Genomic DNA, 19,174 nt, shown 5'->3' on the forward strand with positions numbered 1-19,174 from the left:
CCCCGCGCCGTGGTACGGTTGCAACACAACGGCGCGGGGTGGAGCAGCTCGGTAGCTCGCTGGGCTCATAACCCAGAGGTCGCAGGTTCAAATCCTGTCCCCGCTACTGAAGTCGAAGGCCCGGATCCTGATCATGGATCCGGGCCTTCGACGTGTGCCGCGCCACGCCGAGGCGCCCGTGGTGACCTGGCGTCTTGCGTGAAGTGCTGCGGCATGCGGGGGGAGTTGGGAAATCTGTGTTTGACTTGTCTCTCTGTGGGCATGTCGACAAAACGCTGAAGTGACCTCACTGGCTGCGGTATACCAGGTGTACCCAGGTTGCAGGTGGTGCGACGATGGACGTTATGGGGGACAAGGCAACTCTGTTGGATACAGGGCGGTTTGCGCAGCCTGCCGACTTTGTGCAGCCTGCGGATCTCACGCAGCCTTCCGACCGGGACGAAACCGGCGAGGCTGTCGAGGAAGCGCGCCAGCGGCTGGCCGCCGAAGCCGGCGACGTCGAGGCGATGAGCGTCCTCGGGGCCATGCTGCTGCGCCGCGGTGATCTCGACGGAGCCGAGCCCCAGCTGCGCGCTGCCACCGCCGCCGGTGACCGCGCCGCCGCCAACAACCTGGGTGTCCTCCTGCACCAGCGCGGATACGCCGACGAGGCCGCCGGATGGTGGCGGATCGCCGCCGTCGCGGGTTCCGCGGCCGCCGCGCACGCGCTCGGGCGGCACCACCGGGAGCGCGGCGACGAACCCGCCGCCGAGTACTGGCTGCGCCAGTCCGCCGAGCAGGGGCACGCCCTCGGCGCGTACGCGCTCGCCGACCTGCTGGAGCACCGCAGTGACGTCGGCGCCGAGCAGTGGATGCGGGCCGCCGCCGAGCGAGGGCACCGCGAGGCCGCCTACCGGCTGGCGCGGACGCTTGATCGCAAGGCCGCGGACGCGGTCCAGACCGGCGCTGACAACGGTGTCATCGGTGTCATCGGTGCGGCGGGTGAAGAGGCCGAGCAGTGGTACCGGCAGGCCGCCGCGCGCGGACACCGGCGGGCCGCGCTGCACCTCGGGGCGATCCTGGAGAAGCGGGGCCACCTCAAGGAGGCCGGGCGCTGGTATCTGACGTCCGCCAAGGACGGCGAGGCGCGTGCCGCGTGCGCGCTCGGATTCCTGCTGCGGGACGCGGGGGACACGGAGAGCGCCGCCGTCTGGTGGCTGCGGGCCGCGCAGGACGGGGACGGGAACGCCGCGAACGCCCTGGGCGCGCTGCACGCCGAGCGCGGTGAGACGCAGACCGCCGAGCGGTGGTACCGGGCCGCGATGGACGCGGGCGATGTGAACGGGGCCTACAACCTCGGGCTGCTCTGCGCCGAGCGGGGGCGGACCGCGCAGGCCGAGCAGTGGTATCGGCGGGCCGCGTATGCCGGTCATCGCGAGGCCGCGAATGCCTTGGCGATTCTGTTGCTGCAGGTCGGCGACGCGGCCGGGGCCGAGCCCTGGTTCTCCAAGGCCGCGGAGTCCGGGAGCGTGGACGCCGCGTTCAATCTCGGGATCCTGCATGCCGGGCGGGGGACCGAGGACGACGACGCGGCCGCGCTGCGCTGGTACGAGCGGGCTGCCGCTGCCGGGCACACGGAGGCGGCGCTCCAGGTCGCCATCGCGCGGCTGCGGGAGGGGGACGAGCGCGCGGCTGAGCGGCATCTGCGGGGTGCGGCGGGGGGCGGTAGCGCGGAGGCCGCGTACCGGCTTGCCGCCGTGCTCGACGCCCGGCGGCCGCCGGCGCCCGCTCATGAGCTGGGGGAGCCCGCTCAGGAGAAGAGCGAGTGCGAGGAGTGGTACGAGCGCGCGGCGTCCCAGGGGCACCGGCGGGCGCAGGTGCGGGTCGGGATGCTGGCCGCCGCGCGGGGCGATGTGGTGGAGGCGGCTCGGTGGTACCGCGAGGCTGCCGAGGCCGGGTCTCGGAACGGGGCGTTCAATCTTGGGCTGCTGTTGGCTCGGGAGGGGAGTGAGCCGGAGGCCGCGTTGTGGTGGACACGGGCCGCTGACGCGGGGCATGGGCGGGCCGCGCTTCGGCTGGCGCTTGTCTACGCGCGGCAGGGGGAGCTTGCCGAGGGGCAGCGGTGGGCCGACCGCGCCGTCTCTCTTGGGCCCGCGGAGGTGTCCGAGCGGGCGGCTCGGTTGCGGGATGCCTTGCGGGAGGAGTTGTCCGCGTGATGGTTGGGCTGAGGTGGCGAGGGGCTGGGGTTCAGGTTTCGCCCCCTCCGCCTCTGCCCGTCCCTCCCGTACCTGGGGCTGCCGCAGCCCAGACCCCCGCTTCGGCGCCTTGACGGCCTCGTCCTCATACGCCGGACAGGCTAAACATGATCGTCGGCCGAAGCGGCAAGACCGCCCGCTGGAGCGCTCGATCAAGGGATTTGCGCTGGTCCGCACAGTTGACGTACTGTTCAGTTCATCGACGCGGGGTGGAGCAGCTCGGTAGCTCGCTGGGCTCATAACCCAGAGGTCGCAGGTTCAAATCCTGTCCCCGCTACTGAAGGCCGAGGGCCGGAATCCGACAGGGTTCCGGCCCTCGGTGTGTTCATGGGTGGTGGCGCAGAGGCGCCGCTGTGGACGGTGAAAAGCGGAAAGCCCCGGCACGCGTCGCGTGCCGGGGCTTTCGTGAAAGTGGGGGGTCTCAGCCTGCCGAGCAGTTCGGGCAGACGCCGCGATACGTCACCTCGACGTCCGAGACCGTGAAGCCGAAGCGCTCCGAGGCCGGGAGGTCGGCGAGCGGGTTGCCGGTCGGGTGCACGTCGCGGATGGCGCCGCACTGGGCGCAGACCAGGTGGTGGTGCGGACGGTGCGCGTTCGGGTCGTAGCGCTTGGCGCGCTTGTCCGTGGCGACTTCCAGCACCTCGCCGAGCGAGACCAGCTCACCCAGCGTGTTGTAGACGGTCGCCCGGGAGATCTCGGGCAGCTTGGCGACGGCACGCGCATGTACCTCGTCGGCCGTCAGGTGGACGTGATCGCCGTCGAGGACCTCGGCCACGACACGCCGCTGCGCGGTCATCCGCCATCCGCGTCCGCGCAGCCGTTCCAACAGGTCACTCATACAGACAGCCTAACAGCAAGAGGACCAGATCCCGAACGGGTGTGACTTTGGATCTGAACTTGACTTAGACAATGTCCATTGTAGGATCGAGACCGGCATTGGCCAGGGGACAGGACAGGCCTGGAATGACGCAGGAGGCGCACGTGACGCAGGGACCGCTTACGACGGAGGCCGGCGCGCCGGTGGCCGACAACCAGAACAGCGAGACCGCGGGCGTCGGCGGGCCCGTCCTCGTGCAGGACCAGCTGCTGCTGGAGAAGCTCGCGCACTTCAACCGTGAGCGCATTCCGGAGCGCATCGTGCACGCCCGCGGCGCCGCCGCGTACGGCACCTTCACGCTGACCCGTGATGTCTCACAGTGGACGCGCGCGAAGTTCCTCTCCGAGGTCGGCAAGCAGACCGAGACGTTCCTGCGGTTCTCGACGGTGGCCGGCAACCTCGGGTCCGCGGACGCGGTCCGTGACCCCCGCGGTTTCGCGCTGAAGTTCTACACCGAAGAGGGCAACTACGACCTCGTCGGCAACAACACCCCGGTGTTCTTCATCAAGGACGCCATCAAGTTCCCCGACTTCATCCACACGCAGAAGCGTGACCCGTACACCGGTTCTCAGGAAGCCGACAACGTGTGGGACTTCTGGGGGTTGTCCCCCGAGTCCACGCACCAGGTGACCTGGCTCTTCGGCGACCGCGGTATCCCCGCCTCCTACCGCCACCTCAACGGGTACGGCTCGCACACGTACCAGTGGAACAACGAGGCCGGCGAGGTCTTCTGGGTCAAGTACCACTTCAAGACCGACCAGGGCATCAAGAACCTCACCCAGGAAGAGGCCAACAAGCTCGCCGGTGAGGATCCCGACTCCCACCAGCGCGACCTGCGCGAGGCCATCGAGCGCGGCGACTTCCCGTCCTGGACGGTGCAGGTGCAGATCATGCCGGCGGCGGACGCGGCGACGTACCGCTTCAACCCGTTCGACCTCACCAAGGTGTGGCCGCACGAGGACTACCCGCCCATCGAGATCGGCAAGCTGGAGCTCAACCGCAACCCGGAGAACATCTTCGCCGAGGTCGAGCAGAGCATTTTCAGTCCCGCGCACTTCGTGCCGGGTATCGGGCCTTCGCCCGACAAGATGCTCCAGGGCCGCCTCTTCGCGTACGGCGACGCCCACCGCTACCGCGTCGGCATCAACGCCGACCACCTGCCGGTGAACCGCCCGCACGCCACCGAGGCGCGTACCAACTCCCGTGACGGCTTCCTGTACGACGGCCGCCACAAGGGCGCGAAGAACTACGAGCCGAACAGCTTCGGCGGCCCGTTCCAGACGGACCGTCCGCTGTGGCAGCCGCTCCCGGTCACCGGTGTCACCGGCGACACCGCGGCTCCGCTCCACGCCGAGGACGACGACTTCGTGCAGGCGGGCAACCTCTATCGCCTGATGTCCGAGGACGAGAAGGGCCGTCTGATCGAGAATCTGGCCGGCTTCATCGCCAAGGTCTCCCGTGACGACATCGCCGAGCGCGCGATCGACAACTTCCGCCAGGCGGACGGCGACTTCGGCAAGCGGCTGGAAGCCGCGGTCCAGGCCCTGCGCCCCCTTGGCGCCTGAACCGGCGCCGCTCTCGCGGACGTGGTTGCTCGCCGTGGGGGTTCCTCAATTGATGGTTGCGGTTTAGAACGGCGCCTGTGCGGATCTTGTCCGTACAGGCGCCGACGCGTGTCAGCCCGCCAGGCTGCCCGCGTGGTGCCGTGCCGGGGCCCAGCAGCGGATGATGTCGCGGACCGAGACGATGCCGACCGGGCCGGTCGAGTCGAGCACGATCAGGTGACGGAAGCCGCCGTGCGACATCGCGGTCGCGGCCTCCTCCAGGGTCCAGGCGGGGGCGGCGAAGACGACGTCGGTGGTGGTGTGAGTGCCTGCGGTCTCCGTGTCCGGGTTCTGACCGAGGGCGAGGGAATTGAGGATGTCACGCTCGGTGAGGATGCCGAGGCCGGACGAGTCCTCGTCGAGGACTACGGCCGCGCCGACGCGGCGCGCGGACATCAGACGGGCCGCCTGACGGAGGGTGTGTGCCGGGCCGATGGTCAGAACCACCGTGCTCATGGCGTCGCGGACGAGCATGGGCTGGAGCCACCTCCTTGGTGAAGCGCCAAGAGAAGCGATTCACAAGTTCACAAGTGGGGGGACTCTCAGAGTCGCAGTTAAAGGGAGGGTCAACAAGGGGGCGCACGCGGTGAGTTCGGGGGCGCCCGGGGGGTACTCAGGAGTCCCAGGTCAGCCGGGGTTGCTCAGGAACCCCGCACGGTGGTGCATTCCGCTCAGTGGTGAACCCTGCTCGCTCTGAACACTGCTCAGTGGTGATACATCGCTCAATGGTGATATCGCTCAGGAGTGAAACACCGCTCAGGAGTGAAACACGCTCAGGAGTGAAACACGCTCAGTAGTGGACATCGCTCAGTAGTGAACGCCGCTCACCGTTGAACCATGCTCAGTAGCGCTGGTTCAGGTACCCCAGCATCTCGTCGTGGAGGATGCCGTTCGACGCGGCCGCGTTGCCGCTGTGCGGGCCCGGGCGGCCGTCCAGGCCGGTGAAGGAGCCGCCCGCCTCGGTCACCACGATCGCGTTCGCCGCCATGTCCCACAGGGACAGCTCGGGCTCCGCGCAGATGTCGACCGAGCCCTCGGCGACCATCATGTACGGCCAGAAGTCGCCGTATCCGCGGGTGCGCCAGACGGCCTTCGTGAGGTCCAGGAAGCCGTCGAGGCGGCCCTGGTCCTCCCAGCCGCTCAGCGACGAGTACGCGAACGAGGCGTCGGCCATGCGCGAGACGCTCGAGACGTGGAGCCGGGACGCGGAGGAGAGGCTGCGGCCGGTGAACGCGCCATGGCCCTTCGCGGCCCACCAGCGGCGGCCGAGCGCGGGTGCGGAGACGACGCCGACGACCGGCTGGTAGCCGCCCTCGCCCGCCTCCATCAGGGAGATCAGCGTGGCCCAGACGGGGACGCCGCGTACGTAGTTCTTGGTGCCGTCGATCGGGTCGACGACCCAGCGGCGCGGGCCCGTGCCCTCGATGCCGTACTCCTCGCCGAGGATCGCGTCGCGTGGCCTCGCCCGCTGGAGCTGGCCGCGGATGAGCTCCTCGGCGGCCTTGTCCGCCTCGCTCACCGGCGTCATGTCCGGCTTGGTCTCGACCTTCAGGTCGAGCGCCTTGAACCGGTCCATCGTCGCGGCGTCGGCGGCGTCCGCCAGGACATGTGCGAGGCGCAGGTCATCGCGATAGTCGGGCATGAGTGAACCGTATCTGCCCGCGTCGGGGCGGGGCTACACGGGCCGGGGATCACCCCGGACCCCCGGTTGCCGCCCGTGGCGGGTTCGCCTGCCGCCCGGTGGTGGGTCGGGGCCTTGCCGGAGCGTCCGTCCTCGGTCTGGCGCGGAATCGGTTGAGCTCTGAGGAAACCGGCGGTGACGCGCCATCAGCTGCGGGCGGACGTTCCGGCACGTCCCCCCCGCCGCGGCCGGTTCGGCGGCTTGCGGGGCCGTGGGGGGGGGCTTGCGTCCGTCCACCGATGCGTGCGCTTGGTGGCGTACGCCCCTTCGGGCCGCCGCGAACCCTTGACAGTGGACCTGTGCGCGTCAAATCTGAGCTGCAGACTCGCTCGCCCCAGGGAGGCGATGATGCCTGCAGCGCGGGAATCCCTCTTGGACGCCGCTTATACGGCACTCGCGCGTCGCGCGTGGTCCGTGGTGCGGATGGTCGATGTGGCCGCCGTGGCCGGGGTGTCACGTCAGACGCTCTACAACGAGTTCGGGAGCAAAGAGGGGCTCGCGCGCGCCCTTGTGCGGCGGGAGGCCGATGCGTATCTCGCGGGGGTCGAGCGGGCGCTCGCCGCTCATGCGGATGCCCGGGAGCGGCTGGTTGCCACAGCTGAGTGGACCGCGTCGGCGGCGCGGAGCAACGCCTTGGTGAGGGCGATGCTCACGGGGTGCTGGAGCGAGCGGTTGCCCTCGCCGACGTTGTCTGCCGTACCCTCGTCGTCCGCCGTGCCCGCGCAGCGGCGGGCCGACGGGCCGCTGCCCTCGCCCGCCGACTTCGTGGCGCTGGTCCGGGACCGGGCCGTCGCCACGCTCTCCACCTCCAAGGCGGACACGGCCGAGCTGGCACGCTCATGCGAACTCGTCGTCCGTCTTGCCTTGTCGTGTGTGGCCGCGCCGCCCGGTGAGGGCGGGGTCACGGACCTGGTGAAGGCCGCGCTGACCCCGGCCCACCGGCTTGGTGTCCAGTGACTGCTTTTTGAGCCGGCCGACCTCGACGTGAAGTCGTCGTCGGCGACCCGCGCCGAACTCGCCGACGACGAGCGCAAGCGGTGGGCTCATGATGTGCCCGCCCTGGAAGCGGATGGGGCCGCGCGCCACTTCCCGCGGGTACGGGAGGTGATCTGAAGCAGGGTCAGTGGGCGGAATCCGGCGGCGTCAGTGGGCGGAGCCCGACAGCTGCAGGCCGATGACGCCGATGATCACGAAGCTGATCGAGACGATCTTGAGGGTGGAGACCAGGTCGCCGAGGAAGATCATGCCGTAGATCGCGGTGCCGGCCGCGCCGATGCCGGTCCACACCGCGTACGCCGGGCCGACGTCGAGCTTCTTCAGGGAGAGGGTCAGCAGGCCGAAGCTGCCGAGCGCGAAGATGCAGAACGCGACCGTCGGCCAGAGTCTGGTGAAGCCGTGCGAGAGCTTCAGGCAGACGGCGAAGCCGGTTTCGAGCAGTCCCGCCACAACGACCAGCAGCCACGCCATGTGTTGTCCTCCCGCGTCCGCACGTCGACTGCTTCGTCTGCTTCTGGCCTCTGGCTTCGGTCCGGCTTGGTGCGATTATGCATTTACCGACAGGCGGCTGACGCAAACAACGCGGAGGTCAGGCGGAGACAGTTGGTGTCAGTCGCCCTCGTGCCGCTCCCGCGTCGCGAGCAGCCTCCGCAGGGAATAGAGGCGGGCGGGGTCCGCGTGACCGTCGGCCACCCACTGGTCGAGTGCGCAGTCCGGCTCGTCGTGACTGCACGCGCGCGGGCACCCCTCGGTGCCGGGCTCCAGGTCGGGGAAGGCCTTGATGACACGGGACGGGTCCACGTGGTGCAGGCCGAAGGAGCGGACGCCCGGAGTGTCGATGACCCAGCCGGCCTCGTCGGGGAGCGGGATCGCGCGCGCCGACGTGGTGGTGTGCCGGCCGCGACCGGTGACGGCGTTGACGACTCCGGTGCTGCGCCGCCGCTCCAGGGACACGAGGGCGTTGACCAGGGTCGTCTTGCCCACGCCCGAGTGGCCGACGAACGCCGTGATCTTGCCGTCCAGTTGCTTGCGTACGCGCTCCACCGCCTCGCCGCTCTCCAGCTCCTCGCGGCTGGTCACGACGTAGGGGACACCCAACGCCCCGTACAGCTCCAGGAGTTCGTCGGGCGAGGACAGGTCGGACTTGGTGAGGACGAGGAGCGGGGTGAGGCCGCCGTCGTACGCCGCGACCAGGCAGCGGTCGATCAGTCGGGGGCGCGGCTCGGGGTCGGCGAGGGCGGTGACGATGGCGAGTTGGTCGGCGTTGGCGACGACCACGCGCTCGTACGGGTCGTCGTCGTCGGCCGTGCGGCGCAGCACGGAGGTGCGCGGCTCGATGCGGACGATGCGGGCGAGGGTGTCCTTGTCGCCGGACAGGTCGCCGACGATGGCGACGCGGTCGCCGACCACGGCTGCCTTGCGGCCCAGTTCGCGGGCCTTCATGGCCATCACGACACGGTCCTCGACCAGGCAGGTCAGACGGCCCCGGTCGACGGTGAGGACCAGGCCCTCGACCGCCTCCTCGTGCTTGGGGCGGATGTTCGTACGCGGACGGTTGCCCTTGCGGTTGGGGCGCTGGCGGATGTCGTCCTCGTCGGTGTGCTTGCCGTAACGGCGCATGATCCCGGTCCGCCCGTCAGTTCCCGAGCATTCCGGTCCACATGTCCGGGAAGTCCGGCAGGGTCTTCGCCGTCGTCGCCACGTTCTCGATCTGTACGCCCTCCACCGCCAGGCCGATGATCGCGCCGGCGGTGGCCATGCGGTGGTCGTCGTACGTGTGGAAGACGCCGCCGTGCAGCCGGCGCGGGCGGATGTGCAGACCGTCCGCGGTCTCGGTGACGTCGCCGCCGAGCTCGTTGATCTCCTTGGTGAGCGCGGCCAGGCGGTCCGTCTCGTGCAGGCGGAGGTGGGCCACGCCGCGCAGGGTCGAGGGGGAGTCGGCGAGGGCGGCGACCGCCGCGATGCCGGGGGTCAGCTCGCCGACCTCGCTCAGATCCACGTCGATGCCGTGGATCGCGCCGGAACCGGTGAACTCCAGGCCGCTCTCGGTCAGTTCGCAGGAACCGCCCATCTCCGTGAAGATCTCCCGCAGCTTGTCACCGGGCTGGGTGGTGCGCGCGGGCCAGTCGGGGACGACGACCTTGCCGCCGGTCACCAGGGCCGCCGCGAGGAACGGCTGCGCGTTCGAGAGGTCCGGCTCGACGATCAGGTCGCGGCCGAGCAGGGCTCCCGGCGTGACCCGCCAGACGTTGGGCTCGCCGCCCGACTCCGGGGTGTCCACCTGCGCGCCGACCGCGCGCAGCATGTCGACCGTCATCCGGATGTGCGGCATGGAGGGGAGGGTCGAGCCGATGTGCCGGACCTCCACGCCCTGGTTGAAGCGCGGGCCGGAGAGGAGGAGGGCACTCACGAACTGGGAGGACGAGGACGCGTCGATCTCGACCTGACCGCCGTCCAGGGCGCCGCCGCCGTGCACGGTCAGCGGCAGTGCGCCGCGGCCGTCGTCGTCGATCCGGGCGCCGAGCAGGCGCAGCGCGTCGATCACACCGTTCAAAGGGCGCTCGTACGAGCGTGGGTCGCCGTCGAAGCGGATGGGGCCGTCGGCGAGAGCGGCGACCGGGGGCAGGAAGCGCATCACGGTGCCGGCGTTGCCGACGTCGACCGTGGCCGGGCCGTGCAGGCCCGAGGGGATGACCCGCCAGGCCTCGCCGGAGGCGTCGGGACCGACAGCGACCGTGGAGCTGGACGCCACCGTCTCCTCGATGCCGACGCCCATCGCGCGCAGGGCGCCCGCCATCAGTAGGGTGTCGCGGGAGCGCAGCGGCCGGCGCAGCCAGCCCGGCTCGGAGGCCAGCGCGGCCAGCACGAGGGCGCGGTTGGTGACCGACTTGGACCCCGGCACGTGGACCGTCGCGTCGACGGCTCCGCTCGCGTGCGGGGCGGGCCAGAGGGCGGTGTGGGCGGGGTTAACGGTCATGCGCCCCACTTTAGTGGGGGTTCGCTCCGCTGGGTTTGGCCGGGGAACGCGGGTCGTTTGTCGGCCGCGGGTGCGTCGAGGCTGGTCGCGCCCATGCGGCGGAGCGGCATATGCCACAGCCTCGCGCCCCTTTCGGGGCGCTTCCCGTACTGGGGCTTCAGACCTCCAGCAACCAGCGGCCACCGCCTATGAGCGAGCACAGTGACACCGAGTGGAACAGGAAAAGCCACAGGCCCGCCGGGACGTGGGTGAGCCGCGACAGCTGGTCCGCGTCCGAGTCGCCCGCTCCGCCTCGCATCCGCTTCGCCTGGAGCTCGAAGGCCGGGCGTACGCCGCCGAGCAGCAGGAACCAGACCACCGCGTACGCGAACGCCGCCTGCACCTGGGGTCCGGCGAGCCAGGACACCACCACGAACGTTCCGCCGGTGAGGATCACGGTGAGCGCGCCGTACGCGTTGCGGATCATCACCAGCATCGCGACGAGCAGGGCCGTCGCCAGCCACAGCAGTGCGGTGATGTGGCCCGCGGCGAGCAGCGCGGCGCCGCCGAGGCCGAGCAACGGGGGAGCGGTGTAGCCCGCGGCGGCGGTGAGGATCATGCCGAGGCCGGTGGGCTTGCCGCGGCTGACGGTGAGGCCGCTGGTGTCCGAGTGCAGCCGTATGCCGCTGAGGCTGCGCCCGGTGAGCAGGGCGACCAGGCCGTGTCCGCCCTCGTGCGCGATGGTGATGGCGTTGCGGGAGACGCGCCAGACGCCGTGCGGGACGATCGACGCCAGCGCGGCGACCATGGTGGCGATCACCACCCATAGGTCGGGGTCCGGCTGGCTGCCGAATATCTGGTCCCAGAGGCCGGCCAGCGAAGTGGATGCGGTGCTGTCCATTGTCGGCGGGAGCTCCCTCTCGTAACGCGGAATCTGGCAGTGTGGCACGTATGTGCGGACGGTATGCAGCGAGTCGTAGGCCCGAGGATCTCGCAGGAATCTTTGAGATCGAGAAGTGGCAGCCCGAGGAGACGCTGGCGCCCGACTACAACGTGGCCCCGACCAAAGAGGTCTACGCCGTCCTCGACCGCCCCCTTAAGGACGCGGGCAGCCCGAAGCCGGTTCGCCAGCTGCGCACGCTCAAGTGGGGGCTCGTGCCCTCCTGGGCCAAGACGCCCGAGGGCGGCGCCCGGATGATCAACGCGCGCGCGGAGACGGTGCACGAGAAGCCCTCGTACCGCCGCGCCTTCGCCGCCCGGCGCTGCATCCTGCCCGCCGACGGCTACTACGAGTGGGTCACCGGTGCCGCCGAGCGCGATCTGGAGGTCGAGGGCAAGAAGAAGCGGCCGCGCAAGCAGCCGTACTTCGTGACTCCCGCGGACGGTTCTGTGTTCGCCATGGCCGGGCTGTACGAGTTCTGGCGCGACAAGACGTTGCCCGATGACCATCCGCAGGCGTGGTGGGTGACGTGCTCGGTCATCACGACCGAGGCGGAGAGCTCGCCGCTTGCGGTCGCGCCGGCCGAGGGGCCGCGGGCCCTGGCCGACATCCATCCGCGGATGCCGCTGATGCTCACGCCGGATCGGTGGGACGCCTGGCTGGATCCGGCGAGGACCGATGTCGACGACCTGCGGTCGTTGCTTGAGTCGCCTCCGGCGGGGTTGATGCGCGCGTACCCCGTGTCCACGGCGGTGAGCAATGTGCGGAACAACGGGCCGGAGCTGTTGAAGGAGCTGGAGGGGCCGGAGGAGGTCACGTTGTTCTGACGGTTGTCCCGGGGTGGGGGTTGCCGTCGGGGTGGGTCGCGCGACCCGGCGCTTACGGGGTGCCGCTGTGCCGCCCTTAGCAGCACGCATGCCCACAGCTGGGACAGTGACAGGATGGTCCCGTGACGCGCAGTGAGGCAGTCGAGACGGACGCGGGGACCGCCCGTATCACTTGGCACATGGCTCGGAAGGCGCGGCTTGTGCTTGCCGTGAGTCATGGGGCCGGTGGTGGTATCGAAGCTCGGGACCTTCAGCTGCTGGCTCAGGTGTTGCCCGGGCACGGGGTGAGCGTCGCGCTTGTTGAGCAGCCCTGGCGGGTGGCTGGGAAGAAGGTGGCGCCCGCGCCCAAGACGCTGGATGTGGGGTGGCGGGGGGTGTGGCCCGCTCTCGCGGGACCCGGGCTGCCCGTGGTCTCCGGCGGGCGGAGTGCCGGGGCCCGGGTTGCCTGTCGTACGGCCGTCGAACTGGGAGCCCATGCCGTGCTCGCGCTCAGCTTTCCGTTGCACCCGCCGGGCAGGCCCGAGAAGTCGCGTGCCGACGAGCTGCTCGGCTCCGGGGTGCCCACACTGGTCGTACAGGGCGGCAACGACCCGTTCGGGAAGCCGGAGGAGTTCCCGACGGGCGCGTACGAACTGATCGAGGTGCCGTACGGTGATCATGGCTTCGCCGTTCCGAAGAGGGCGCCGATCGAGCAGGGCGAGGCGTTGACGATCATCAGTGACGGTGTCCTGAAGTGGACCGCGTCACTCGGGTAACGCCCGGGAATGTGGAGTGGCGGGCAACTGTTGTGCGGATCAGACAGCACGGAGCGTGCTGACCGTTCGTACGAGAGGAAGTCCGCCGCATGGGTTCGACCATCTGCCCGAGCCGCAGCAGCCGCGCTGACCTGGACTGGACGGTGCTGCACGCTGCCAAGAACGCCCCTATTCGGGCGGCGGGCGGACCGGATGTTCGTCTATCCTCCGATTCCAGTGGGACCGGTCTCGGTTCCACGACAACGCTGGAGGAGGTGGGTCCGGTCACTGGGACCGACGCAGGGACCGAACACGGCCAGGCGGAGCAGCCCGAGGGCCAGGGCACGAGCACGGAGTCGTCCGCCGAGCGCACCGCGCGCTTCGAGCGGGACGCGCTCGAATTCCTCGACCAGATGTACTCGGCCGCCCTGCGCATGACGCGCAACCCGGCCGACGCCGAGGATCTGGTGCAGGAGACGTACGCGAAGGCGTACGCGTCCTTCCACCAGTTCCGTGAGGGCACCAACCTCAAGGCGTGGCTGTACCGCATTCTCACCAACACCTTCATCAACTCGTACCGCAAGAAGCAGCGCGAACCCCAGCGCTCCGCGGCCGAGGAGATCGAGGACTGGCAGCTGGCGCGTGCCGAGTCGCACATGTCGACGGGTCTGCGCTCCGCCGAGTCGCAGGCGCTCGACCACCTGCCCGACTCGGACGTCAAGGAAGCGCTGCAGGCGATCCCCGAGGAATTCCGCATCGCCGTCTATCTCGCGGATGTAGAGGGCTTTGCGTACAAGGAGATCGCGGACATCATGGGGACACCCATCGGTACGGTGATGTCCCGGCTGCACCGGGGCCGCCGTCAACTGCGCGGCATGCTCGAGGACTACGCGCGTGACCGCGGGCTGGTCCCGGCCGGCGCCGGGGAGTCGAACGAAGCGAAAGGCTCGGGCTCATGAGCTGCGGAGAGCCGCACGAGACGGATTGCAGTGAGGTACTCGACCATCTCTACGAGTTCCTCGACCATGAGATGCCGGACGCGGACTGCACCAAGTTCGAGGTGCACTTCGAGGAGTGCTCCCCGTGCCTCGAGAAGTACGGCCTCGAGCAGGCCGTGAAGAAGCTGGTGAAGCGGTGCTGCGGTCATGACGACGTGCCGACGGATCTGCGCGCCAAGGTCATGGGTCGCATCGATCTGATCCGCTCCGGACAGGTCGTGCCCGAGCACGACGTGACGGCGACGCCTCAGGAGTCCTGAACTCCCGACGCCGACCGTCGAGTCCAGACACCGATCGTCTGTGCTGACGCCGATCGTCAAGCCCTGATGGCGACCGTCAGGTCGCTACGTCGGCCGTCAACTCTTGACGGAGATCGTCCGGTTATCACCCGAACGTGCTAATCCGCGGGCTCCGAGCCCGCGGATTCGGCCATACGTGTCCCCGTGGCGCCCTCGCCGCTCTAGGCTCCGGAGCCTGAAGTCGGGGAGGGGACGAGGATGGGGTCGGTTCCGGCGTGGGCCCGTGTGTACGTGGCCTGTGTCGTTCTCGGGGCCCTGGTCTGCCTGGCTCCCCTGCCGGACCTCCACACTCCCTGGTGGGTCGTCGCACTGCTCGCCGTGCTGTACGCCGGGTGCGAGCGGATCCCGCTGCCCCGTGGTCCCCGGGCCGCCGGTGCCCCCGGTCGCGAGGCCCCCAAAGGGATGGGCACGTTCCTCCCCGTGCTGCTGGCCGGGGCTTTTCTGCTGCCGCCGCCCGCCGCCGCGCTCGTCGCGCTGCCGGGGGCCCTGCTCGCCCCCGTGGAGCAGCGGCCGCGCCGGCTGCGCCGGATCTGGCGCGCGGCCCAGCTCGCCGTCGCGATCTGGGCGGCCTCCCGGGTGCACTGGGCGCTGGGCGGCCGTGACGCGGTGGTCGAGCACCACTTTCCGTACGCGCTCGTGCCCGCCGGGGCCGCGGTGCTCACGTTCTGCCTCGTGCTCACCGTCCTCGACGGCGGGATCCTGGCGCTCGCCGAGCGGGTGCCGGTGCGCGGCGCCTGGCACGGGCTCTTCGCGCGCTCCCTCGCGCCCGTCGCCGTGCACGGGCTCGCGGGGCTGATGATGGCGGTGCTGTGGCGCAGTCCGTACGGGCCTGTCGCCGCGTTGCTCGTGCTGTTGCCGATGTACGTGTCCTGCTGGGTGTTCGCGCAGTACCACCGGGAGCGGGCCGCCCACCAGGCCACGATTCGCGCGCTGGTCCAGGCCGTCGACATCAAGGACGGGTACACCCGCGGGCACAGCGAGCGGGTCGGGCAGGCGTCCATGATGATCGCGCGTGAACTCGGCATGGACGACGAGCGGGTCGAAGTGCTGCGGTTCGCCGGGATTCTGCACGACGTGGGCAAACTCGGCGTTCCCACGCGGTTGCTGCGGAAGGACGGGCCGCTCACCCCCGAGGAGCGGCGGGTCATCGAGCTGCATCCCGAGTACGGGCACGAGATGGTGCGGGGGATCGGGTTCCTCGGGGAGGCACGGTCGGCGATCCTGCATCACCATGAGCGGCTGGACGGGAGTGGGTATCCGTACGGGCTGGTGGGGAGCCAGATCCCGGAGTTCGCGCGGGTGGTGGCCGTTGCCGACGCGTTCGACGCGATGACGTCCACTCGGTCCTACCGGCGGGCCCGGCCCGTGCCCGCGGCGCTGGAGGAGCTGGACCGGTGTGCGGGGGCCCAGTTCGATCCCGGGATGGTACGGGCGCTGGCGCGGGCCCTTTCCCGGCAGGGTTGGCATCCCGCCGTCACCGCCGACAACGGTGTTTACCCGCCCGTTCCGCCCGTTTCCAGCCGGCTGGAAGGGCACCCGACATGAGTACCGCCGCGTCGCGGCGGAGCTTTCCCGCCCGTTCCGCCCGTTTCCGGTTGGCCGGAAAGGCGCCCAGAGCCCTCACCCTCGTGCGTGCTGTCGCCCTCGCCCTCGCCCTCCTCTCCCTCGCCGTCTCCCTCTGGACCGGCCTCGACGAACGCGGCATCGCCCTCGCCTTCGGTCTCCTCATCGCCCTTGGCGAGCTCACCCGCTGGAGCGGTGCCGAGGAGCGGGAGACCGCTCCGCTGGGGGCCGCGGGGGCGCTGTCGTACGCCCTGCTGGGGGAGCAGGCCGGGCAGCCCACGCATCACGGTGCGGCCCAGGTCGTCGCCGTCGTCACCGCGGCCGCGCTCCTGGGGTGCGTGCCCCATGTCGCCGGCGGACGGGGCCCGACCATCGACCACCTCACCCGGCGGATACTGACCGTCGGGTTCGCCGCCGTCTGCTTCCAACCCCTTTACAATCAGGGGAGGTTGCACGAGTGGAGCGGCCCCGCGTACGCCCTGCTGCTGGTCGCGCTGCTCGTGCTCACCGCGCTGTGCGACGCCGTGCTCGCGGCGGCGATGGCGCACTCGCGCACCCGGTGGCCGTTCGGGCCGCTGCTGCGGGACGAGCTGCGGTCCATGCTCGGCATCGGGTCGGCGGTGTGCGCGACCGGGGCCGTGATGTCGCTCGCGGTCGCCGTGGTCGGGCTCTGGGCCCTGCCCGTCTTCTCGCTGCCCCTGCTGCTCACCCAGCTGTCCTTCCGGCGCTATGCGGGCGTGCGGGTCACCTACCGGCAGACCATCGCCTCCCTCGCTCGGGCGACCGAGATAGCCGGGTACACGCCCGCCGGTCATGCCCGGCGGGTGGCCGCGCTCAGCAGTGCGGTCGGGCGGGAGCTGGGGCTTTCCGAGCCCGAACTGACGGTCCTGGAGTACGCGGCGCTCATGCACGACATCGGGCAGCTGAGCCTTGTCGATCCCGTCCCCGCCGGGGCCACCGCAGTGCTCCCCGCCGAAGAGCAGCGGCGGATAGCTCTCCTCGGCGGTGCCGTCGTACGCCAGACCGGCGTGGATGCCGAGGTCGCCGTGGTGGTGGAGCGGCAGGCCGACCCGTACCGGGAGCAGCCGGTCACCGCGCGGATCGTACGGGCCGTGAACGCATACGAGGAGATGGCCAGGGAAGCAGGGCCGGGAGGACCGCTCACCGCCCTGGAGAAGCTGCGTCTCGCGACCGCCCGCGACTATCAGCCGGAGGTCGTGGAGTCGCTGGCCAGGGTCCTGTTGCGGGGCGGCCTTACGCTGCCCCAGGCTGGGTAACCCATGGGTAATGAGCGCCCGTCCGACGGTACGTGGTTGGATGCGAGGAAGAGGGTGTTCGGGGGCACGGGCCAGCCCGGGGCTGCGCTGTCTTCAAGGGACTCTTCAAGGGACCGGCAGGCGGGAAACGCAAGGAACTGGCAGGCGGGAATCGTGAGGATCTTCGGCAAGGGACGACACCGGCCCTCCGCCTCATGGCGGCAGGCCACCGACCGTGCGTTCACGCTGATCGGCGACGGCCGGTACGAGGACGCGGGAGCGCTGCTGACGCGCGCCGCGGACCTGGAGCCTTGGCTGTCCGAGTCCTGGTTCAACCTGGCCCTGCTGCACAAGTTCCGGCACGACTGGGAGCAGGCACGGGCGGCGGGCCTCAGGGCCGTCGCGCTGCTCGACCGCGAGACCGGGGCGCCCGACTGGTGGAACGTGGGCATCGCGGCCACCGCCCTGCAGGACTGGCCGCTGGCCCGGCGCGCCTGGCAGGCGTACGGGCTGCGGGTGCCCGGCGGCGCCGCGGTCTCCGGGGAACCGGTGGGCATGGACCTCGGCAGCGCGGCCGTACGGCTGTCGCCCGAGGGCGAGGCCGAGGTGGTGTGGGGGCGCAGGCTCGACCCCGCCCGCGTCGAGGTGCTGTCCATTCCGCTGCCGTCCTCCGGGCGGCGCTGGGGCGAGGTCGTGCTGCACGACGGTGTCCCGCACGGTGAGCGGACCACCGCTGCCGGGCACGCCTACCCCGTCTTCGACGAGATCGAGCTGTGGGCGCCGTCACCGGTGCCTACCTGGGTGGTCCTCCTCGAGGCGGCCACCGAGGACGACCGGGACGCGCTGGAGCAGCTCGCCGCCGATGCCGGCTTCGCCGCCGAGGACTGGTCGTCCTCCGTACGGCTGCTCTGTCGGATGTGCTCCGAGTCGCGGATGCCGTCCGACGAGGGCGACGGCGAGCACCTGGACCCGCACGACCACAGCGAGCCCGGCCATCCGGGGCCGCTCGGCCACCGCACCGACGGGCAGCTGTGGGTGCCCGAGCGGGAGTGCGGGGTGGCTGCGCCGGCCTCGCTGGTGCGCGGCCTGCTGGACGGGTGGGTCGCGGACAGCCCGGATTCCCGCGACTGGCGGGACCTCGAAGAGGTCTGTTAGCAGCAGAGGGCCGCGGACGGTCCACGGAGGTCTGCCGACGGTCGCCGGCCGGACGTCCGAGGATCGCCGGGAAGCCACCCGGCCGCTCCCCGTAGGCTGTACTCGCAGAATTTCCCATGGTTTGCAGGAAGGCATACGTCGGTCATGGCGCAGCAGGACACCGATCAGCAGCACGCGGGCGTGCTCCCCGTGGACGACGAGGGCTTCGTCATCGACACCGAGGACTGCGAGGAGCGTGAGGAGGCCTACCGCGCGCGCGGCACCTCGCGGCCGATCACGGTCGTCGGGAACCCGGTGCTGCACAAGGAGTGCAAGGACGTCACCGAGTTCGGGGACGAGCTGGACCAGCTGGTCGCCGACATGTTCGCCAGCCAGCGCACCGCCGAAGGCGTGGGCCTGGCCGCCAACCAGATCGGCGTCGACCTGAAGGTCTTCGTCTACGACTGCATGGACGACGAGGGCAAGCGGCACGTGGGCGTCGTCTGCAACCCCGTGCTCGTCGAGCTGCCCGCCGAGCAGCGCCGCCTGGACGACAGCAACGAGGGCTGCCTCTCGGTGCCGACCGCGTACGCGCCGCTGGCCCGCCCCGACTACGCCGAGGTCACCGGGCAGGACGAGAAGGGCAACCCGATCAAGGTGCGCGGCACGGGCTACTTCGCCCGCTGCCTGCAGCACGAGACGGACCATCTGTACGGCTACCTGTACATCGACCGGCTCTCCAAGCGCGAGCGCAAGGACGCGCTGCGGCAGATGGCCGAGAACGAGCCCCGCTACCCGATCGTGGCGAACGGCTGAGACGTGACGGTGACTGTCCTCGCGAACGACTGAGACGTGACGGCGACCGTCCTCGCGAACGACTGAGACAGAAAATGACAGGTGGGGCTCGCAGCGTCTTGTGAGCTTGCTCGAACGGCGCCTGGTCAGGGAACCCTCCTGACCAGGCGCCGTTCGTGTGTACGTCGCACGTTCGATCCCTTGTGCTCCTCTTGTGATCCATATTCAGTCACACAAGGGGAGATTCTCGGCACCATGGGGTAGTGAGTGGAGCAAATCC

Annotated in this window: 19 protein-coding genes and 2 tRNA genes; 14 read left to right on the forward strand and 7 right to left on the reverse strand. The window is 70.3% G+C overall.

The genetic code is table 11. The features are described from left to right. Window positions 1-32 precede the first annotated feature (32 nt). The 3 genes from AB5J53_RS31885 to AB5J53_RS31895 all read left to right on the forward strand — a co-directional run bounded on the left by AB5J53_RS31885 (window position 33) and on the right by AB5J53_RS31895 (window position 2,511). Window positions 33-106, forward strand: a tRNA-Met gene (locus AB5J53_RS31885). Window positions 107-335: 229 nt separating this feature from the next. Next, the gene (locus AB5J53_RS31890) at window positions 336-2,195 is read left to right on the forward strand and encodes a sel1 repeat family protein (RefSeq protein ID WP_369249066.1); all 1,860 of its coding nucleotides are present in this window, start codon (window positions 336-338) and stop codon (window positions 2,193-2,195) included. Window positions 2,196-2,437: 242 nt separating this feature from the next. Next, window positions 2,438-2,511: transfer RNA gene (locus AB5J53_RS31895), tRNA-Met, on the forward strand. 144 nt (window positions 2,512-2,655) lie between these two features. On the opposite strand, the gene AB5J53_RS31900 is transcribed toward AB5J53_RS31895, so the two are convergent. Next, window positions 2,656-3,072, reverse strand: a complete 417-nt coding sequence (locus AB5J53_RS31900) for a Fur family transcriptional regulator (protein WP_369249067.1) — start codon at window positions 3,070-3,072, stop codon at window positions 2,656-2,658. Window positions 3,073-3,197: 125 nt separating this feature from the next. Here AB5J53_RS31900 and AB5J53_RS31905 point away from each other — a divergent pair, with 125 nt between their 5' ends. After that, on the forward strand, window positions 3,198-4,676 hold the full coding sequence (locus tag AB5J53_RS31905) for a catalase (protein ID WP_369249068.1): 1,479 nt from the start codon (window positions 3,198-3,200) through the stop codon (window positions 4,674-4,676). Between the two features lie 111 nt (window positions 4,677-4,787). Here the strand turns inward: AB5J53_RS31905 and AB5J53_RS31910 are convergent, their stop codons facing one another. Both AB5J53_RS31910 and hisN read right to left on the reverse strand, forming a co-directional pair. Next, window positions 4,788-5,189, reverse strand: a complete 402-nt coding sequence (locus AB5J53_RS31910; RefSeq protein ID WP_369249069.1) for a cyclic nucleotide-binding/CBS domain-containing protein — start codon at window positions 5,187-5,189, stop codon at window positions 4,788-4,790. 367 nt (window positions 5,190-5,556) lie between these two features. After that, window positions 5,557-6,357 carry a histidinol-phosphatase gene (gene hisN, locus AB5J53_RS31915; protein ID WP_369249070.1) on the reverse strand — a complete coding sequence of 267 codons (801 nt, stop codon included), beginning with the start codon at window positions 6,355-6,357 and terminating at the stop codon, window positions 5,557-5,559. Between the two features lie 384 nt (window positions 6,358-6,741). On the opposite strand from hisN, the gene AB5J53_RS31920 reads away from it, so the two are divergent. Both AB5J53_RS31920 and AB5J53_RS31925 read left to right on the forward strand, forming a co-directional pair. Beyond that, window positions 6,742-7,353, forward strand: a complete 612-nt coding sequence (locus AB5J53_RS31920) for a TetR/AcrR family transcriptional regulator (protein ID WP_369249071.1) — start codon at window positions 6,742-6,744, stop codon at window positions 7,351-7,353. Window positions 7,354-7,380: 27 nt separating this feature from the next. Further along, entirely contained in the window at window positions 7,381-7,509 is a 129-nt protein-coding gene (locus AB5J53_RS31925) for a hypothetical protein (protein WP_369249072.1), read from the forward strand. Window positions 7,510-7,539: 30 nt separating this feature from the next. Here the strand turns inward: AB5J53_RS31925 and AB5J53_RS31930 are convergent, their stop codons facing one another. The 4 genes from AB5J53_RS31930 to AB5J53_RS31945 form a co-directional block, all read right to left on the reverse strand. Next, window positions 7,540-7,863, reverse strand: coding sequence for a multidrug efflux SMR transporter (locus AB5J53_RS31930; protein ID WP_189189358.1), 324 nt, complete (start codon window positions 7,861-7,863; stop codon window positions 7,540-7,542). 138 nt (window positions 7,864-8,001) lie between these two features. After that, window positions 8,002-9,012 carry a ribosome small subunit-dependent GTPase A gene (gene rsgA, locus AB5J53_RS31935; RefSeq protein WP_369249073.1) on the reverse strand — a complete coding sequence of 337 codons (1,011 nt, stop codon included), beginning with the start codon at window positions 9,010-9,012 and terminating at the stop codon, window positions 8,002-8,004. A 16-nt stretch (window positions 9,013-9,028) separates the two neighbouring features. Continuing rightward, window positions 9,029-10,369: a 3-phosphoshikimate 1-carboxyvinyltransferase gene (gene aroA / locus AB5J53_RS31940; RefSeq protein WP_369249074.1), complete on the reverse strand. Its 1,341-nt coding sequence runs from the start codon at window positions 10,367-10,369 to the stop codon at window positions 9,029-9,031. A gap of 157 nt (window positions 10,370-10,526) precedes the next feature. Further along, window positions 10,527-11,249, reverse strand: a complete 723-nt coding sequence (locus AB5J53_RS31945; protein ID WP_369249075.1) for a M50 family metallopeptidase — start codon at window positions 11,247-11,249, stop codon at window positions 10,527-10,529. A 50-nt stretch (window positions 11,250-11,299) separates the two neighbouring features. Here AB5J53_RS31945 and AB5J53_RS31950 point away from each other — a divergent pair, with 50 nt between their 5' ends. The 8 genes from AB5J53_RS31950 (at window position 11,300) to def (ending at window position 18,915) form a co-directional block, all read left to right on the forward strand. Next, complete coding sequence (locus AB5J53_RS31950) at window positions 11,300-12,115, forward strand: SOS response-associated peptidase (RefSeq protein WP_369249076.1); 816 nt, start codon at window positions 11,300-11,302, stop codon at window positions 12,113-12,115. 179 nt (window positions 12,116-12,294) lie between these two features. Further along, a complete protein-coding gene (locus AB5J53_RS31955) occupies window positions 12,295-12,870 on the forward strand; it encodes an alpha/beta family hydrolase (RefSeq protein ID WP_369252601.1) in 576 nt (191 codons plus the stop codon). Between the two features lie 254 nt (window positions 12,871-13,124). Further along, window positions 13,125-13,808, forward strand: coding sequence for an RNA polymerase sigma factor SigR (gene sigR, locus AB5J53_RS31960; RefSeq protein ID WP_189189352.1), 684 nt, complete (start codon window positions 13,125-13,127; stop codon window positions 13,806-13,808). After that, window positions 13,805-14,107 carry a mycothiol system anti-sigma-R factor gene (rsrA, locus tag AB5J53_RS31965; protein ID WP_369249077.1) on the forward strand — a complete coding sequence of 101 codons (303 nt, stop codon included), beginning with the start codon at window positions 13,805-13,807 and terminating at the stop codon, window positions 14,105-14,107. The genes sigR and rsrA overlap by 4 nt, the downstream gene beginning before the upstream one ends. A gap of 237 nt (window positions 14,108-14,344) precedes the next feature. Beyond that, a complete protein-coding gene (locus tag AB5J53_RS31970; protein ID WP_369249078.1) occupies window positions 14,345-15,691 on the forward strand; it encodes an HD-GYP domain-containing protein in 1,347 nt (448 codons plus the stop codon). Beyond that, on the forward strand, window positions 15,688-16,986 hold the full coding sequence (locus AB5J53_RS31975) for an HD-GYP domain-containing protein (protein ID WP_369249079.1): 1,299 nt from the start codon (window positions 15,688-15,690) through the stop codon (window positions 16,984-16,986). Before AB5J53_RS31970 ends, AB5J53_RS31975 begins: the two co-directional genes overlap by 4 nt. A gap of 153 nt (window positions 16,987-17,139) precedes the next feature. Then, a complete protein-coding gene (locus AB5J53_RS31980; protein WP_189189349.1) occupies window positions 17,140-18,120 on the forward strand; it encodes a hypothetical protein in 981 nt (326 codons plus the stop codon). A gap of 144 nt (window positions 18,121-18,264) precedes the next feature. Continuing rightward, window positions 18,265-18,915, forward strand: a complete 651-nt coding sequence (gene def, locus AB5J53_RS31985; protein ID WP_369249080.1) for a peptide deformylase — start codon at window positions 18,265-18,267, stop codon at window positions 18,913-18,915. Window positions 18,916-19,174: the final 259 nt, after the last annotated feature.

Source organism: Streptomyces sp. R41, from assembly GCF_041053055.1.
Lineage (GTDB): Bacteria > Actinomycetota > Actinomycetes > Streptomycetales > Streptomycetaceae > Streptomyces.

Coding starts and splice junctions, on each gene's coding strand:
- AB5J53_RS31970 (WP_369249078.1), top strand. CDS start 14,345: ATGGGGTCGGTTCCGGCGTGGGCCCGTGTGTACGTGGCCTGTGTCGTT.
- AB5J53_RS31945 (WP_369249075.1), bottom strand. CDS start 11,249: ATGGACAGCACCGCATCCACTTCGCTGGCCGGCCTCTGGGACCAGATA.
- AB5J53_RS31930 (WP_189189358.1), bottom strand. CDS start 7,863: ATGGCGTGGCTGCTGGTCGTTGTGGCGGGACTGCTCGAAACCGGCTTC.
- aroA (WP_369249074.1), bottom strand. CDS start 10,369: ATGACCGTTAACCCCGCCCACACCGCCCTCTGGCCCGCCCCGCACGCG.
- AB5J53_RS31905 (WP_369249068.1), top strand. CDS start 3,198: ATGACGCAGGAGGCGCACGTGACGCAGGGACCGCTTACGACGGAGGCC.
- AB5J53_RS31900 (WP_369249067.1), bottom strand. CDS start 3,072: ATGAGTGACCTGTTGGAACGGCTGCGCGGACGCGGATGGCGGATGACC.
- AB5J53_RS31890 (WP_369249066.1), top strand. CDS start 336: ATGGACGTTATGGGGGACAAGGCAACTCTGTTGGATACAGGGCGGTTT.
- rsrA (WP_369249077.1), top strand. CDS start 13,805: ATGAGCTGCGGAGAGCCGCACGAGACGGATTGCAGTGAGGTACTCGAC.
- def (WP_369249080.1), top strand. CDS start 18,265: ATGGCGCAGCAGGACACCGATCAGCAGCACGCGGGCGTGCTCCCCGTG.
- AB5J53_RS31920 (WP_369249071.1), top strand. CDS start 6,742: ATGATGCCTGCAGCGCGGGAATCCCTCTTGGACGCCGCTTATACGGCA.
- AB5J53_RS31975 (WP_369249079.1), top strand. CDS start 15,688: ATGAGTACCGCCGCGTCGCGGCGGAGCTTTCCCGCCCGTTCCGCCCGT.
- hisN (WP_369249070.1), bottom strand. CDS start 6,357: ATGCCCGACTATCGCGATGACCTGCGCCTCGCACATGTCCTGGCGGAC.
- rsgA (WP_369249073.1), bottom strand. CDS start 9,012: ATGCGCCGTTACGGCAAGCACACCGACGAGGACGACATCCGCCAGCGC.
- AB5J53_RS31910 (WP_369249069.1), bottom strand. CDS start 5,189: ATGCTCGTCCGCGACGCCATGAGCACGGTGGTTCTGACCATCGGCCCG.
- AB5J53_RS31955 (WP_369252601.1), top strand. CDS start 12,295: ATGGCTCGGAAGGCGCGGCTTGTGCTTGCCGTGAGTCATGGGGCCGGT.
- AB5J53_RS31950 (WP_369249076.1), top strand. CDS start 11,300: ATGTGCGGACGGTATGCAGCGAGTCGTAGGCCCGAGGATCTCGCAGGA.